The sequence below is a fragment of the Pseudomonas sp. D1-36 genome (assembly GCF_051132205.1).
In the GTDB taxonomy this organism is placed as follows: domain Bacteria; phylum Pseudomonadota; class Gammaproteobacteria; order Pseudomonadales; family Pseudomonadaceae; genus Aquipseudomonas.
Genome location: NZ_CP071674.1, coordinates 4441738 through 4456625 on the forward strand (window position 1 = coordinate 4441738; position 14888 = coordinate 4456625).

Here is a 14888-nt window from a genome sequence, read left to right on the forward strand (position 1 = left end):
GTACATCGCTCCATCCAGTCAGGTATTCCCATTCCTGTATTCGATGGTAGCTGTGCGCAGGGCGCCCTCGGGTGCGCCGGTTTCTTGGATCCCCGGTCTACTAACCTGCGTACAGCTGCCACCCACTTCGTTTAGTAGCGAATCGGTGATGGCTCCCACTTCGAGGATCCAAGCATCATGAGCAAGAACACTCCAAATCCCCCAGACGATCACATCTCCCGCACCCAATCGGCCAACGCCAAGAAACTCGACGACGCGGCCACCCGCGCCCTGAACTACTACCTCAAGCCGAAAACCGACAAAGAAACCTCAGAATCACTCGATACGCTCTATGTCATAGCTCCCAACATCGACGCCGAATGCCTGCTCGCCAACCTCAGCGAAACCCTGGCCTCGGCCAACGCCATGGTCAGCGACCTGGCATTCGACCTGAAGGGCTCGCGGCGGAATATCCTGCTGGGGGTTCAACAGATGATCGAGCTGAGCCAGTTGCTGGCGAACCGGGCGTTGGATGTGGTTGAGGTGAGGTAAACAGGTCCCATTAAGCAGAAACATAAATGGCCGTATGTATAGCCATAGTGTTCACTTAAGAAAACGAAGAGCTTGTTGGGGGAGTTCGCTCCGCTGGGCTTGGGAGCCCTCCTTTTTTGTGTGCACTCCGCACTCAAGCAGAAGCAGGCTCCCTCGCCACCGCTTCACCGATTTCCATCATGGACAGCACTGGACACCAATAGGTTGCTTGAGTCCGGCAAACACAGGAATATTAAAAAGGATTAGATTAATGACGGAGGATGCCAACACTCGCAATCAGGAAGTGGCTTTAGCAGATCGAACCGTTTATGAAGACGCATTGCGCTTCGCTCGATCCAATAAAAAAGCAATCGCAAAACGACTTACAGATAAGGAGCTTTATCCACCAGAAGAAGCGCCGGTATCAGTTTTCATGGCGGGTTCCCCTGGCGCAGGTAAAACCGAGGCCTCAATAGCTTTGGTGAATCTCTTTGCGGATACCGCCATTCTACGGATAGATGCTGATGAGCTGCGAAGTGAGTTTCCAGCTTATACGGGAACAAATTCGTGGCTTTTTCAGGGTGGGGTTTCGATTCTGGTCGACAAAATCCTCGATTTCGCATTGGATCAAAGGCAATCGTTTATCCTTGACGGGACGTTTTCCAACATAGATGTTGCAAGACGGAACGTCGACCGCTCATTGAAAAAAGGCCGATTCATACAAATTTTGTATGTCTATCAATCACCTGTGCTTGCCTGGGGGTTTGTCAACGCTCGTGAGGCGGCCGAGGGTAGGAGGATTCACAAAGAGCATTTCATCCAGCAATACTTCGCAGCACGTGACGTCGTGAACGCGCTTAAGCTAGAGTATCAAGGTGATGTCCATGTAGATCTGTTGCTCAAACATATCGACAATTCGGGACGACTTTACAAGGCTGGTGTCGATAAGATTGACTACCATATCCCTGAGCAACACACGCGGGCGGACCTAGAGGCCATGCTCGGAGCACCATCAGGAGGGCACCTATGATTTCGATCAAGCTTGGCTTGTCCAAAGGAACCAAGAGCACCTTCGCCGATTTTATTCGTAACGCGAAATCGGACCAAAAGAAGCGTGTTTATAGCGAGGTTTTGACGGAGGCTACCAAGCAGCAAAACCTAGTCATGATGCAGGCCGAGGCGAAACGAGCCTGATGTCAAGACTGGAACGAAGCCCGACCATGTGTCGGGCTTTTTGTTGCCTGGTTTCATACCTCAGGCATATTTCCGCGCCGCATCTAGAAGCGATATCGGAAGGAAGAAGCCCAGCTTCACCAACATCGAAGCACTCATCCCTGGGTAGCACCAGACCGCCCATGTTAACCTTGCGCCCATCGCGGAAAAGCCGGGCCGATGCCCCTCCTTTTGCCTACACCTTTCAACGAGCTTTGCCTGACCCCAATGAATACCGCCGTGAACGACCTGTCCTCCCACACGCCGATGATGCAGCAATACTGGCGCCTGAAGAACCAGCACCCCGATCAGCTGATGTTCTATCGCATGGGCGACTTCTACGAGATCTTCTACGAAGATGCGAAGAAAGCCGCCAAGCTGCTGGACATCACCCTGACGGCGCGTGGGCAATCGGCGGGCATGGCGATTCCGATGTGTGGGATTCCTTACCACGCAGCGGAAGGTTATCTGGCGAAGCTGGTCAAACTCGGCGAGTCCGTGGTGATTTGCGAGCAAGTCGGCGACCCGGCCACCAGCAAAGGGCCGGTGGAACGCCAGGTCGTGCGGATCATCACCCCGGGCACGGTCAGTGACGAAGCCTTGCTGGACGAGCGTCGGGACAACCTGATTGCTGCAGTCCTGGGCGACGAGCGCCTGTTCGGTCTGGCGGTGCTGGACATCACCAGCGGCAATTTCTCGGTGCTGGAAATCAAGGGCTGGGAAAATCTGTTGGCGGAGCTGGAACGGGTCAACCCGGTGGAGCTGTTGATTCCCGACGACTGGCCCAAAGACCTGCCGGCGGAAAAACGCCGTGGCGTACGTCGTCGGGCACCGTGGGACTTCGAGCGCGATTCGGCGTTGAAAAGTCTTTGCCAACAGTTCGCCACGCAAGACCTCAAGGGCTTTGGTTGCGAAAACCTGACCCTGGCCATCGGCGCTGCCGGTTGCCTGCTGGCCTACGCCAAGGAAACCCAGCGCACCGCCCTGCCCCACTTGCGCAGCCTGCGTCACGAACGCCTGGATGACACGGTGGTGCTGGACGGCGCGAGTCGACGCAACCTGGAGCTGGACACCAACCTGGCCGGCGGACGCGACAACACCTTGCAGTCGGTGGTCGATCGCTGCCAGACCGCCATGGGCAGCCGCCTGTTGACCCGCTGGTTGAACCGTCCGCTGCGGGACCTGACGGTACTGACAGCGCGCCAGTCTTCCATTACTTGCCTGCTGGACCGTTATCGCTTCGAGCAGTTGCAACCGCAGCTCAAGGAAATCGGCGACATCGAGCGGATCCTCGCCCGTATCGGCCTGCGCAACGCCCGTCCCCGTGACTTGGCGCGCCTGCGCGACGCCCTCGGCGCGCTGCCGGAACTGCAAGTGGCGATGACCGACCTCGAAGCACCGCACCTGCAACAACTGGCGCGCATCACCAGCACCTACCCGGAACTGGCCGCGCTGTTGGAAAAAGCAATTATCGACAATCCGCCGGCGGTGATCCGTGACGGTGGCGTGCTGAAAACCGGCTACGACGCCGAGCTCGACGAACTGCAATCGCTGAGCGAGAACGCCGGCCAGTTCCTGATCGACCTCGAAGCCCGGGAAAAAGCCCGTACGGGCCTCGCCAACCTCAAGGTCGGCTACAACCGCATCCACGGCTACTTCATCGAACTGCCGAGCAAGCAGGCCGAGCAAGCCCCGGCCGATTACATTCGCCGCCAGACCCTCAAGGGCGCCGAGCGTTTCATCACTCCGGAGCTCAAGGCGTTCGAAGACAAGGCGCTGTCGGCCAAGAGCCGCGCCCTCGCCCGGGAAAAAATGCTCTACGAAGCCCTGCTCGAAGACTTGATCAGCCAGCTCCCGCCGCTGCAGGACACCGCCGCCGCCCTGGCTGAACTGGACGTGTTGAGCAACCTGGCCGAACGCGCGTTGAACCTGGACCTGAACTGCCCGCGCTTCGTCAGCGAACCGTGCATGCGCATCAGCCAGGGTCGTCACCCGGTGGTCGAGCAAGTACTGACCACGCCGTTCGTGGCCAACGACCTGAGCCTGGACGACAATACCCGCATGTTGGTGATCACCGGCCCGAACATGGGCGGTAAGTCCACCTACATGCGCCAGACGGCGTTGATCGTGCTGCTGGCCCACATCGGCAGCTTCGTGCCGGCGGCCAGCTGCGAACTTTCCCTGGTGGACCGCATCTTCACCCGGATCGGCTCCAGCGATGACCTGGCGGGTGGGCGTTCGACGTTCATGGTGGAAATGAGCGAAACCGCTAACATCCTGCACAACGCCACCGAACGCAGCCTGGTGCTGATGGACGAAGTCGGCCGGGGCACCAGCACCTTCGACGGCCTGTCCCTGGCCTGGGCTGCCGCTGAACGCCTGGCTCAACTGCGCGCCTACACGCTGTTCGCCACGCACTACTTCGAATTGACCGTACTGCCGGAAAGCCAACCGCTGGTAGCAAACGTCCACCTCAACGCCACCGAGCACAACGAACGCATCGTCTTCCTGCATCACGTGTTGCCCGGCCCAGCCAGCCAGAGCTACGGGTTGGCGGTGGCGCAGCTAGCCGGCGTGCCGAGCGATGTCATCACCCGCGCCCGCGAGCACCTGAGCCGCCTGGAAACCACCAGCCTGCCCCACGAAGTACCCCGCCCGACCAAAGGCAAACCGGCCGCGCCGCAGCAAAGCGACCTGTTCGCCAGCCTGCCCCATCCGGTGCTGGATGAACTGGCCAAGGTTGACCTGGACGACCTGACGCCACGCCGTGCACTCGAATTGCTTTATACATTGAAGACACGGATCTAACGCACAGGCTTTCAAGCTGTTAGAATCTCGCGCGGTTTGGGATGCTGCTGCCTATTAGCCTGGGTTTGCAGACTATCGCTCCCGAACCCCGCGACCCCTACCGTGAAGGGGCTTCGCCGCAGCCGCCTGAGGAGAGAATTAGAAATGACCTTCGTCGTCACCGACAACTGCATCAAGTGCAAGTACACCGACTGCGTAGAAGTGTGTCCGGTGGACTGCTTTTACGAAGGCCCGAATTTCCTGGTCATTCACCCGGACGAGTGCATCGACTGCGCCCTGTGTGAACCGGAATGCCCGGCGAATGCCATTTTCTCGGAAGACGAAGTGCCAGCTGGCATGGAGAACTTCATCGAGCTGAACGCTGAACTGGCGGATGTCTGGCCGAACATCACCGAGAAGAAAGACGCCCTGCCGGACGCTGAAGAGTGGGATAGACTCATTAACAAGACGGTCAAGGATAACAAGCTCGAACACTTGGAACGCTAATTACCCATCGTTCGCTGAAAAGGCCCCTTGTGGGCCTTTTTGCTGCCTGGAGCCAAATTGCAGGCAAAAAAAAGGGGCGGTTTGACCCGCCCACATTTTTTCCCTAATCCCTTTAATCCTATTCATCGTCCTGATGAATCGCATCCTGCGATATCCTTTCTTTCCCATCATCCTTGACAGGTGTGTCTGTCCGTCGACACAGGACTGATATTAGTGTTTTCCCATTTCCGTGCAATGGCCCGCAGGCGCCTTCCTGCCCCCTGTAACAGTCCGTTCACAGAAACTTATATTATTGAAAAACAATAAGTTAACCATTTTTCACCGCCTTCGTTAGTCATCTGTCCCATTGAAGGAAAACCGAACGCTTACGTAACAGTAGGCAAAGGCTTACAAACTGAAACTACAAAATGGGTAGGACTGGAAAATCAGATGGCCCAGAAAACGCAAAAGCCCCGAACCAGTCGGGGCTTTCTCTGCTGCGCTTGGTGAGTGTTATTGAAACAACGATTCGCTCGACAGGCCATTTTTCTCCAGGATCTCCCGGAGGCGCTTGAGGCCTTCGACCTGGATCTGCCTCACCCGCTCCCGAGTCAAACCAATCTCCAGGCCGACATCTTCCAGCGTGCTGCTTTCATGGCCGCGCAAGCCGAAGCGGCGAATCACCACTTCCCGTTGCTTGTCCGTAAGCTCCGAGAGCCACTGGTCGATGCTCTGGGACAAATCGTCATCCTGGAGCAACTCGCATGGATCGGTGGGACGGTCATCGGTCAGGGTATCGAGCAGCGTCTTGTCAGAGTCCGGCCCCAGGGAAACGTCCACCGACGAAACCCGCTCATTGAGCCCAAGCATGCGCTTGACCTCACCCACAGGTTTTTCCAGCAGGTTGGCGATTTCTTCAGGTGAAGGTTCGTGGTCCAGCTTTTGGGTCAGTTCACGGGCAGCCCGCAGATAGACATTCAACTCCTTGACCACATGGATCGGCAGCCGAATGGTCCGGGTCTGGTTCATGATCGCCCGTTCGATGGTCTGGCGGATCCACCAGGTCGCGTAGGTCGAGAAACGGAAGCCGCGCTCGGGGTCGAATTTCTCGACAGCGCGAATCAGCCCCAGGTTTCCCTCTTCGATCAGGTCCAGCAGCGAAAGCCCACGATTGACATAACGTCGGGCGATTTTCACCACCAGGCGCAGGTTGCTTTCAATCATGCGTTTTCGACCGGCCGGGTCGCCACGTTGCGACAGGCGCGCAAAATGAACTTCTTCCTCGGGGGAGAGCAGCGGCGAGAAACCGATTTCGTTGAGGTACAGCTGAGTGGCGTCCAGCGCCCGGGTGTAGTCAATGTACTTATGTTGTTTAAGTGAAGCGGAGTGTTTGGATTTGGCACGAACGGAAGGTGGAGTCGCCCCTTCATCATTCGACATCGAATCCATAGCGATGCCGGTCTCCATAAGGAGAACCTCATCGTCGATGTCAAACTCCGGCACTTCTTTACTGAGAGCCATTGTTATAGTCCTTTGGTGAGTTCGACCTCAAGCTCGAGCGACGCCTTTATCCTTGGCAACGCTGGAGCCTGTTCCCTCTACGTGACGGAACAGGCTGACAACCGAATCAACGACGTGGCAGGAATTGCAGCGGATCTACAGGTTTACCTTGTCGGCGAATCTCAAAATGCAGCTTCACCCGGTCTGTACCCGTTGATCCCATCTCGGCAATTGTCTGTCCGACCTTGACCTGCTGCCCCTCCCGAACCAACAGCCTGCGGTTGTGACCGTAGGCACTGACGTAGGTATCGCTGTGTTTGATGATCACGAGTTCGCCGTAGCCCCTCAAACCACTCCCGGCGTACACAACCGTGCCATCAGACGCGGCTAAAACAGGCTGTCCCAAATCCCCGGCGATATCAATTCCTTTATTCAAACTACCGTTTGAAGAGAATTTTCCAATGAGAACGCCATTAGAAGGCCATCCCCAGCCAGTCGGGGCGGGGCCTGCAGGAGGCATCGGAGCAGGGGCCGGCTTGTTCGCGACGGACGGTACAGCCGCCGGCGCGGGACCCGCCGGACGACGGATAACCGTGGTTTTGCTCGAGGAAGAAGGTGTGGAACCGGACTGGGTGACGACCGCCGTAGGCGTTGAACCGCTGCGCCCGTCAAAGCGAATTGTCTGACCTGGGTGGATCGTATAAGGCGCAGGAATGTTGTTCCGGGCCGCGAGGGCTTTGTAGTCCCAGCCGTAGCGAAAAGCGATGGAAAACAGCGTATCGCCACGCCGGACTACATACTGGCCGGTCGTGACCGTTGGCCGTTGCGGTGTCGCATTGTTGCGATCGACCACTCGGACGTTACCCGAAGGCGTGCTGGAACAACCGACCAGCAAGGTACCCAAGAGAAGGCCAGTCACCAGGCGCTTTAAGCTCGTGATACCCATACGCTGCGCAATGACTGTGAGACTCACCCGCCGCTCCCTTTGTGGTGGCTGAAGAAATTCGAAACTGCCTGTCCAGGCAGACATGTTGCCCTATGGCTCGCCGACATTGCGCGTCTATAAAGGAAGCGCAATGGCCGCCCGCACACGTTTGCTCGACGCTGTTTAACGTTATCTGGCAAACCGAAGCCCGGCGAACGGGTGCTGCCGTAAGACACAGTCCGTGTCCTGGAATTCAGCATCCGATCACAAATGCTCAGGCCAACGGTCCGTTGAGCAACGGTACGAAACGCACCGCCCCAAGGACGTGTCGTGAAAAACCGTGCTCTTCGCGCACAATCAACATCAGCTGCTGGACTTCACCCGCACCGACCGGAATGACCAGGCGCCCGCCCGGAGCAAGCTGATCCAACAAGGCCTGGGGGACGTCTGTGGCCACCGCCGTGACAATGATGCCGTTATAAGGCGCCAACGCTGGCCAGCCTTCCCAACCGTCTCCCCAGCGAAATACCACGTTGCGCAGATTCAATTCCACGAGACGTTCCTTGGCGCGATCTTGCAGCACCTTGATCCGCTCCACGGAAAACACACGTTCCACCAACTGCGACAACACGGCGGTCTGATAGCCCGAACCCGTGCCGATCTCCAGCACCTTGTCCAGCGGCCCAGCCTCCAGCAGCAGCTCGCTCATGCGGGCCACCATATAAGGCTGGGAAATGGTCTGGTTATGGCCGATCGGCAACGCCGTGTCTTCATAGGCGCGATGGGCCAGCGCCTCATCGACGAACAGGTGACGCGGCGTGCGACGAATCACCTCCAGCACCTGGGCATTCGACAGCCCTTCTTCGTAAAGCCGCTGGATCAACCGTTCCCGGGTGCGCTGGGAGGTCATGCCAATTCCCCGGCGCAGCATATCGTCTTGTTCACGTGACATCAGTGCAGCCCCTCCAGCCAGCCTTCGAGATGCCTGAAGGCATCGTTGAAGGTTCGATCCAGCTGCAACGGCGTGATCGAGACGTAGCCCTGCATGACCGCATGGAAGTCCGTGCCAGGCCCGCCATCTTCGGCGTCGCCGGCGGCCGCGATCCAGTAGCCGGCCTTGCCGCGCGGATCGACGACATGCATCGGTTTGGCCGCGCGGGCACGATGGCCCAGGCGAGTGAGCTGGATGCCACGGATATGGTCTAGCGGCAAATTCGGGATGTTCACGTTCAGCACCGTGCGCGGCGGCAGGTCCAGTTCGCCGTGGGCCTCCACCAGCTTGCGGGCGAAGTAGGCGGCGGTAGGCAAGTTGTCGACCTGCCGTGAAACAAACGAAAAGGCAAAAGAGGTGTGGTTCAGGAAACGACCTTCCAGGGCCGCGGCAACCGTACCCGAATACAGCACATCGTCCCCCAGGTTTGCCCCCAGGTTAATACCTGAGACCACCATATCCGGCTCGCGCTCCAACAGGCCGTTCAGGCCCAGGTGCACGCAATCGGTCGGCGTACCGTTGAGGCTGATGAAACCATTGTCCAGGTAGCAAGGGTGCAACGGACGATCGATCGTCAGCGAACTGCTGGCGCCGCTTTTGTCCTGGTCCGGGGCGATCACCACGCACTCGGCAAAATCCGCCAGCGCAGCATAAAGCGCGGCAAGACCGGGTGCTGTCACCCCGTCGTCGTTAGAAATCAGAATACGCATGGGTTGTCCGTCTGCCCTGCAGGCACCAGATCGACGAGTTCGCGCACCAAGACAGTGGCGAAACATCCGGCCGGCAGGACGAATTCCAATTGCAGAATGTCCAGCGAGGGATAATGCCACGACAGCCCGCCAATGGGCAGCCGCAGGATGCGACGTTCGTGACTCATCCCCGCGTTTATCAACCAGTCGCGCAGGTCCGCCTCGCTCTGGGCGACGGCCTGCTCTAATTCAAAGACCACGCCAGCGGCGGGTGAAGGGCCTTCGCCCCATTGGGGACCGGTCGGGTGCAGATCGAGAATCGCCAGGCGCGGATCGCTGCATTCAGCCTCCCCGGCCGGGAAAAAACTGCGGCTGTCGGTGAAAGCCAGCAGATCGCCCACCTGGGCGTGTTGCCAGGTACCGTCGGCCACTCTGGCCGCCAGCACTTTGTTGAAGAGAAAACTGCGGGCCGTCGACAGCAGGCGCGAACGCACGTTGCGCTGTTCCGGCAAGGCTTTGCGCGCCGCCCATGCACGAGCATCGACAACATTGCCACCTTCGTGGCCGAAGCGCTGGGCGCCGAAATAGTTAGGGATGCCCTGGCGAACAATTTGTTGCAGGCGTGCCTCGATCGCCGCTTTGTCGCCTGTGAACTGGGTCAGGCGCAAGGTAAAACCGTTGGCCGAGTGCGCACCGCGCTGCAGCTTGCGCCTGTGGCGGGCGGTCTTGAGGATTTTCAGGGTGTCGTTTTCGGCGGCCGCCAGGTCCGGGTCGGCCTTGCCTGGCAATTGCACGCTGAACCACTGACGAGTCAGTGCCTGGCGATCCTTGAGTCCGGCGTAGCTGACCGTGCGCAGCGGCACGCCGGCGGCCTTGGCGATACGCCGGGCAGCCTCCTCGGTGTTCAATCCGCGTTTTTCCACCCAGATCCACAAGTGCTCGCCATCGCCGGTCAACGGAATGTCGAGCACTTCATCGACCTGGAAATCCTCCGCCGTGGCTTTCAGTACCGCGCTGCCCAACGACTCGCCATAGGCCCGTGGCCCCAGTAGTTCAAGTTCGGTCATGAGCGCAACAACAAGGCAACGGAATGGACGGCTATGCCTTCTTCACGACCGACGAAGCCCAGCTTCTCGGTGGTGGTGGCCTTCACGTTCACCTGGTCCAGGTCTACCTGGAGATCTTCGGCAATCCGCTGGCGCATCGCTTCGATGTGCGGCGCCATCTTTGGCGCCTGGGCAACGATGGTGTTGTCGACGTTGCCCACTTTCCAGCCCTTGGCATGGATCAAGGAAACCACGTGACGTAGCAGCACACGGCTGTCGGCGCCCTTGAATTGCGGGTCGGTGTCAGGGAAATGCTTGCCGATATCGCCCAGGGCGGCAGCGCCGAGCAAGGCATCGCTCAAGGCGTGCAGCAACACGTCACCATCAGAATGCGCAAGCAGCCCGAAGCCGTGTGCGATCCGCACGCCGCCCAGAGTAATGAAGTCGCCTTCAGCAAAACGGTGAACATCGTAGCCGTGGCCAATACGCATAAAAAAACGCCCCGATTTTTGTCAGGGCGTGATTCTACCTGCATTAGCCGTTCAGGGCGCGTGCATGATGTTGCAAGTGTTCATCGATGAAGCTGGCAATGAAGAAGTAGCTGTGGTCATAGCCGGGTTGCAGCCGCAGTTCCAACGGGTGATCGGCCGCCTTGGCCGCCTGTTGCAAGGCTTCGGGCTTGAGCTGGTTGGCGAGGAAATCATCGCGATCACCCTGGTCCACCAACAGCGGCAGCTTTTCTCCCGCTTCGGCGATCAACGCGCAGGCATCCCATTCGCGCCATTTCGAACGGTCTTCCCCAAGGTAGCGGGCGAACGCTTTCTGTCCCCACGGGCAATCCATCGGATTGTTGATCGGAGAAAAGGCCGACACCGAACGGTAACGCCCGGGGTTGCGCAAGGCGCAGACCAGCGCGCCATGACCGCCCATGGAATGACCGCTGATGCCACGCTTATCCGAAGCCGGGAAATGCGCTTCTACCAACGCCGGCAATTCCTGCACGACATAGTCATGCATCCGATAGTGTCGCGCCCAAGGATCCTGCGTGGCGTTCAGATAGAACCCTGCCCCCAGGCCGAAGTCCCACGCACCGTCCGGATCACCGGGCACTTCGGCGCCACGGGGGCTGGTGTCCGGCGCGACGATGATCAAGCCCAACTCGGCGGCCATGCGCTGGGCACCGGCCTTTTGCATGAAATTTTCGTCCGTGCAGGTCAAACCGGACAACCAGTACAACACCGGCAACTTACCGCCCTGCTCCGCTTGCGGCGGCAGATACACGGCGAAGACCATGTCGCAACCCAGCACTTCGGAACGGTGCCGGTAACGCTTGTGCCAGCCGCCGAAGCTCTTCTGGCAGGAAATGTTTTCCAGGCTCATGACCGACCTCAGAAATGAATAACGGTACGGATGCTCTTGCCTTCATGCATCAAGTCGAATGCCTTGTTGATGTCCTCCAGGCCCATGGTGTGAGTGATGAAGGTATCCAGCGGGATCTCGCCCTTTTCAGCCATGTCCACGTAGCTCGGCAGTTCGCTGCGACCGCGCACGCCGCCAAACGCCGAACCGCGCCAGACGCGTCCGGTTACCAGTTGGAACGGACGGGTGGCGATCTCCTGGCCGGCCCCGGCCACGCCGATGATCACCGATTCGCCCCAACCTTTATGGCAGCATTCCAGGGCGGCACGCATCAACTGCACATTGCCGATGCACTCGAAGGAAAAGTCCACGCCGCCGTCTGTCATGTCGACAATGACTTCCTGGATCGGACGGTCGAAATCTTTCGGGTTGACGCAATCGGTGGCGCCCAGCTGCTTGGCGATTTCGAACTTGGCCGGGTTGATGTCGATGGCGATGATGCGCGCGGCCTTGGCCTTCACGGCACCGATCACGGCCGAAAGCCCGATACCGCCCAGGCCGAAGATCGCCACGGTGTCACCCGGCTTGACCTTGGCGGTGTTCAACACGGCGCCGATGCCGGTGGTAACGCCGCAACCCAGCAGGCAGACCTTTTCCAGGGGCGCATCTTTCTGGATCTTCGCTACGGAGATTTCCGGCAGCACGGTGTATTCAGAGAACGTCGACGTACCCATGTAGTGGAAAATCGACTCGCCCTTGTAGGAAAAGCGCGAAGTACCGTCCGGCATCAGGCCTTTGCCCTGGGTGGCGCGGATGGCCTGGCAGAGGTTGGTCTTGCCCGACTTACAGAATTTGCACTGGCCGCACTCCGGGGTGTACAGCGGGATCACATGGTCACCCACCGCCACCGATGTCACACCCTCGCCGATGGCTTCGACAATGGCGCCGCCTTCATGGCCAAGAATCGAGGGGAAGATCCCTTCCGGGTCAGCGCCGGACAGCGTGTAGGCATCGGTGTGACAAACGCCCGAAGCCACCACGCGCAACAGCACTTCGCCCGCCTTGGGCATGGCCACGTCGACTTCAACGATTTCCAGGGGTTTCTTGGCCTCGAAGGCAACGGCAGCGCGTGACTTGATCATCCGGATACTCCAGCAAAATAAAACGAGACAGGGAGTGTAATCCTATGCCGGAAACTGAATAATCCAGCCGAAAGCAAAACATTATTGCCATATAGGGATAATCAGCCATGTCAGACAACCGCTGGGAAGGCATCGATGAGTTCGTGGCTGTGGCCGAATGCAGCCAGTTCACCGCCGCAGCCGAACGTCTCGGTGTGTCGTCTTCCCATATCAGTCGACAAATCGTACGGCTTGAGGAGCGCCTGCAGACACGCTTGCTTTATCGAAGTACCCGTCGGGTAACGCTGACCGAAGCCGGGCAGACCTTCTTGCAGCATTGCCAGCGCTTGCAGGATGGGCGCGAGGAAGCATTGCGGGCCGTCGGTGATCTTGCCAGCGAACCCAAGGGCATGCTGCGCCTGACCTGTGCCGTTGCCTACGGTGAACGGTTCATCGTGCCATTGGTGACGCGGTTCATGGGGATCTATCCACAGTTACGGGTGGACATCGAGCTGAGCAATCGCGCGCTGGACCTGGTGCATGAAGGCCTGGACCTGGCGATTCGCCTCGGCCGCTTGCAGGACTCACGGCTGGTAGCCACGCGCCTGGCACCGCGGCGGATGTACCTTTGCGCTTCGCCGTCCTACCTGGAACGTTATGGTCGGCCCCATAGCTTGTCGGAACTGAGCCGCCACAACTGCCTGATCGGCAGCTCCGACATCTGGCAACTGGAGCAGAACGGCCGGGAATTTTCCCAGCGGGTGCAGGGAAACTGGCGCTGCAACAGCGGGCAAGCGGTGCTGGACGCTGCGTTGCAAGGCGTGGGGTTGTGCCAGTTGCCGGATTATTACGTGCTGGAGCATCTGCACAGCGGTGCGTTGATTTCGTTGCTGGAAGCCCATCAGCCCCCAAACACGGCGGTGTGGGCGCTTTATCCGCAGCAGCGACATCTGTCGCCGAAGGTGCGCAAGTTGGTGGATTACTTGAAGGAAGGGTTGGCTGAGCGGCCGGAGTATCGGGGGTAACGCTGGTTTTATATTGCCTGATCGATTGCTATCGCGAGCAGGCTCGCTCCCACAGTGGATCTTCAGCGGATACAAACTTTGCGTACAGACAACATCCCTTGTGGGAGCGAGCCTGCTCGCGATGGCGATCCTGAAGACGCCTCCATTGCTCGCTTAACGCCGATTCGCCCACCGCTGGCGCAACCACTCAAGGTCTTCCGGCCGGGTGACCTTGATGTTATCCGCCCGCCCCTCAATCAGCCGAGGCGCTTGCCCCGCCCACTCCATGGCGGACGCTTCATCGGTTATCACGGCATCGGCCACCAGGCTGTCGGCCAGGGCCCGGTGCAAGGCGCCAAGACGGAACATCTGCGGTGTATAGGCTTGCCAGATCACGCTGCGATCGACGGTCTCCAGCACGCGGCCATGCTTGTCGGCGCGCTTGAGGGTGTCGCGAGCCGGGACGGCCAGCAGGCCACCGACCGGATCGTTCGCCAGCTCATGGAGCAACGTATCCAGGTCGACCCGGGCAAGATTGGGACGCGCAGCGTCGTGAACCAACACCCAATCGAAATCGTCGGCGCCCTGTTCGTGTAAGTGCAGCAATGCATTGAGGACCGAATCCGAACGCTGCTCGCCGCCGTCCACCCGCTGGATACGGGGATCGCTGGCGCAGGCCAGGGTCGGCCAATAGGGATCGTCGTGAGCAATGCTGACCACCACGCCCTTGACGGTCGGGTGATCGAGGAAACAGCCGAGGCTGTGTTCAAGAATTGTGCGTGCGCCCAGTTGAAGGTATTGCTTGGGTCGGTCCGCGGCCATGCGAGCACCAACGCCCGCGGCAGGAATCACGGCCCAGAAGGCCGGTGGACGAATGCTCATTGGGCCAACTGGTAGAGGGTTTCGCCCTCCTTGACCATGCCCAGTTCATGGCGAGCCCGTTCTTCGACGGTCTCCATGCCTTTCTTCAGTTCCATCACTTCGGCGTCCATCACCCGATTGCGCTCCAGCAATGCCTCGTTTTCGGCGTGCTGGTCGGCAATCTGCTGATTCAGCTCGGCCACTTGCGCCAGGCTGCCATTGCCCACCCACAGGCGGTACTGCAGGCCGGCCAGCAACAGGAGCAAGACGAGAAACAACCAATTGGGACTGCGCATCGAATATCAGGTATCCAGTGAAAAAAGACCGCCATGCCAAACTTTGAAGCGTCTGATAGCACGAAGCCTGGAAGATCCAGGCTTGTGCTTGATAAGGCATC

The 14888-nt window shown here is 59.1% G+C and carries 16 protein-coding genes; 6 read left to right on the plus strand and 10 right to left on the minus strand.

Annotation, left to right across the window (positions count from 1 at the left end; all coding sequences use genetic code 11):
* The first annotated feature begins 177 nt into the window (after positions 1-177).
* From J3P76_RS19805 to fdxA, 5 genes are all read left to right on the plus strand, one after another.
* Positions 178-531: a DUF6124 family protein gene (locus J3P76_RS19805; protein WP_434609853.1), complete on the plus strand. Its 354-nt coding sequence runs from the start codon at positions 178-180 to the stop codon at positions 529-531.
* A gap of 250 nt (positions 532-781) precedes the next feature.
* Positions 782-1540 (plus strand): zeta toxin family protein, encoded by a 759-nt coding sequence (locus J3P76_RS19810; protein ID WP_434628312.1) that lies wholly within the window; start codon positions 782-784, stop codon positions 1538-1540.
* Positions 1537-1704 carry a hypothetical protein gene (locus J3P76_RS19815; protein WP_186611217.1) on the plus strand — a complete coding sequence of 56 codons (168 nt, stop codon included), beginning with the start codon at positions 1537-1539 and terminating at the stop codon, positions 1702-1704. The genes J3P76_RS19810 and J3P76_RS19815 overlap by 4 nt, the downstream gene beginning before the upstream one ends.
* Positions 1705-1962: 258 nt before the next feature.
* Positions 1963-4530 carry a DNA mismatch repair protein MutS gene (mutS, locus tag J3P76_RS19820; RefSeq protein ID WP_434609848.1) on the plus strand — a complete coding sequence of 856 codons (2568 nt, stop codon included), beginning with the start codon at positions 1963-1965 and terminating at the stop codon, positions 4528-4530.
* A gap of 144 nt (positions 4531-4674) precedes the next feature.
* Positions 4675-5016 carry a ferredoxin FdxA gene (fdxA, locus tag J3P76_RS19825; protein ID WP_434701164.1) on the plus strand — a complete coding sequence of 114 codons (342 nt, stop codon included), beginning with the start codon at positions 4675-4677 and terminating at the stop codon, positions 5014-5016.
* A gap of 492 nt (positions 5017-5508) precedes the next feature.
* Here the strand turns inward: fdxA and rpoS are convergent, their stop codons facing one another.
* From rpoS to J3P76_RS19865, 8 genes are all read right to left on the minus strand, one after another.
* A complete protein-coding gene (rpoS, locus tag J3P76_RS19830; RefSeq protein ID WP_420764258.1) occupies positions 5509-6516 on the minus strand; it encodes an RNA polymerase sigma factor RpoS in 1008 nt (335 codons plus the stop codon).
* Positions 6517-6622: 106 nt separating this feature from the next.
* Entirely contained in the window at positions 6623-7468 is an 846-nt protein-coding gene (locus tag J3P76_RS19835) for a peptidoglycan DD-metalloendopeptidase family protein (protein ID WP_434562560.1), read from the minus strand.
* 226 nt (positions 7469-7694) lie between these two features.
* The gene (locus J3P76_RS19840; RefSeq protein ID WP_161796107.1) at positions 7695-8330 is read right to left on the minus strand and encodes a protein-L-isoaspartate(D-aspartate) O-methyltransferase; all 636 of its coding nucleotides are present in this window, start codon (positions 8328-8330) and stop codon (positions 7695-7697) included.
* Positions 8331-8371: 41 nt separating this feature from the next.
* Positions 8372-9121 carry a 5'/3'-nucleotidase SurE gene (gene surE / locus J3P76_RS19845; protein WP_420764256.1) on the minus strand — a complete coding sequence of 250 codons (750 nt, stop codon included), beginning with the start codon at positions 9119-9121 and terminating at the stop codon, positions 8372-8374.
* The gene (gene truD, locus J3P76_RS19850) at positions 9109-10167 is read right to left on the minus strand and encodes a tRNA pseudouridine(13) synthase TruD (protein ID WP_434609845.1); all 1059 of its coding nucleotides are present in this window, start codon (positions 10165-10167) and stop codon (positions 9109-9111) included. Before truD ends, surE begins: the two co-directional genes overlap by 13 nt.
* Complete coding sequence (gene ispF / locus J3P76_RS19855; protein ID WP_434609843.1) at positions 10164-10637, minus strand: 2-C-methyl-D-erythritol 2,4-cyclodiphosphate synthase; 474 nt, start codon at positions 10635-10637, stop codon at positions 10164-10166. The genes truD and ispF overlap by 4 nt, the downstream gene beginning before the upstream one ends.
* A 43-nt stretch (positions 10638-10680) precedes the next feature.
* A complete protein-coding gene (fghA, locus tag J3P76_RS19860; RefSeq protein WP_434562551.1) occupies positions 10681-11526 on the minus strand; it encodes an S-formylglutathione hydrolase in 846 nt (281 codons plus the stop codon).
* Positions 11527-11534: 8 nt separating this feature from the next.
* Positions 11535-12647 (minus strand): S-(hydroxymethyl)glutathione dehydrogenase/class III alcohol dehydrogenase, encoded by a 1113-nt coding sequence (locus J3P76_RS19865; RefSeq protein WP_434609841.1) that lies wholly within the window; start codon positions 12645-12647, stop codon positions 11535-11537.
* Positions 12648-12754: 107 nt separating this feature from the next.
* Between J3P76_RS19865 and J3P76_RS19870 the strand changes: the two genes are divergently transcribed.
* Complete coding sequence (locus tag J3P76_RS19870) at positions 12755-13651, plus strand: LysR substrate-binding domain-containing protein (protein ID WP_420764251.1); 897 nt, start codon at positions 12755-12757, stop codon at positions 13649-13651.
* A gap of 153 nt (positions 13652-13804) precedes the next feature.
* On the opposite strand, the gene ispD is transcribed toward J3P76_RS19870, so the two are convergent.
* Positions 13805-14512 carry a 2-C-methyl-D-erythritol 4-phosphate cytidylyltransferase gene (ispD, locus tag J3P76_RS19875; protein WP_420764250.1) on the minus strand — a complete coding sequence of 236 codons (708 nt, stop codon included), beginning with the start codon at positions 14510-14512 and terminating at the stop codon, positions 13805-13807.
* Positions 14509-14787 carry a cell division protein FtsB gene (ftsB, locus tag J3P76_RS19880; protein WP_420764249.1) on the minus strand — a complete coding sequence of 93 codons (279 nt, stop codon included), beginning with the start codon at positions 14785-14787 and terminating at the stop codon, positions 14509-14511. The genes ispD and ftsB overlap by 4 nt, the downstream gene beginning before the upstream one ends.
* Positions 14788-14888 lie beyond the last annotated feature (101 nt).

Bases quoted from the DNA above. Each gene is read 5' to 3' on its own strand.
- J3P76_RS19805 (WP_434609853.1), top strand. From the start codon at position 178: ATGAGCAAGAACACTCCAAATCCCCCAGACGATCACATCTCCCGCACC.
- J3P76_RS19810 (WP_434628312.1), top strand. From the start codon at position 782: ATGACGGAGGATGCCAACACTCGCAATCAGGAAGTGGCTTTAGCAGAT.
- J3P76_RS19815 (WP_186611217.1), top strand. From the start codon at position 1,537: ATGATTTCGATCAAGCTTGGCTTGTCCAAAGGAACCAAGAGCACCTTC.
- fdxA (WP_434701164.1), top strand. From the start codon at position 4,675: ATGACCTTCGTCGTCACCGACAACTGCATCAAGTGCAAGTACACCGAC.
- rpoS (WP_420764258.1), bottom strand. From the start codon at position 6,516: ATGGCTCTCAGTAAAGAAGTGCCGGAGTTTGACATCGACGATGAGGTT.
- J3P76_RS19840 (WP_161796107.1), bottom strand. From the start codon at position 8,330: ATGACCTCCCAGCGCACCCGGGAACGGTTGATCCAGCGGCTTTACGAA.
- surE (WP_420764256.1), bottom strand. From the start codon at position 9,121: ATGCGTATTCTGATTTCTAACGACGACGGGGTGACAGCACCCGGTCTT.
- truD (WP_434609845.1), bottom strand. From the start codon at position 10,167: ATGACCGAACTTGAACTACTGGGGCCACGGGCCTATGGCGAGTCGTTG.
- ispF (WP_434609843.1), bottom strand. From the start codon at position 10,637: ATGCGTATTGGCCACGGCTACGATGTTCACCGTTTTGCTGAAGGCGAC.
- fghA (WP_434562551.1), bottom strand. From the start codon at position 11,526: ATGAGCCTGGAAAACATTTCCTGCCAGAAGAGCTTCGGCGGCTGGCAC.
- J3P76_RS19865 (WP_434609841.1), bottom strand. From the start codon at position 12,647: ATGATCAAGTCACGCGCTGCCGTTGCCTTCGAGGCCAAGAAACCCCTG.
- J3P76_RS19870 (WP_420764251.1), top strand. From the start codon at position 12,755: ATGTCAGACAACCGCTGGGAAGGCATCGATGAGTTCGTGGCTGTGGCC.
- ispD (WP_420764250.1), bottom strand. From the start codon at position 14,512: ATGAGCATTCGTCCACCGGCCTTCTGGGCCGTGATTCCTGCCGCGGGC.
- ftsB (WP_420764249.1), bottom strand. From the start codon at position 14,787: ATGCGCAGTCCCAATTGGTTGTTTCTCGTCTTGCTCCTGTTGCTGGCC.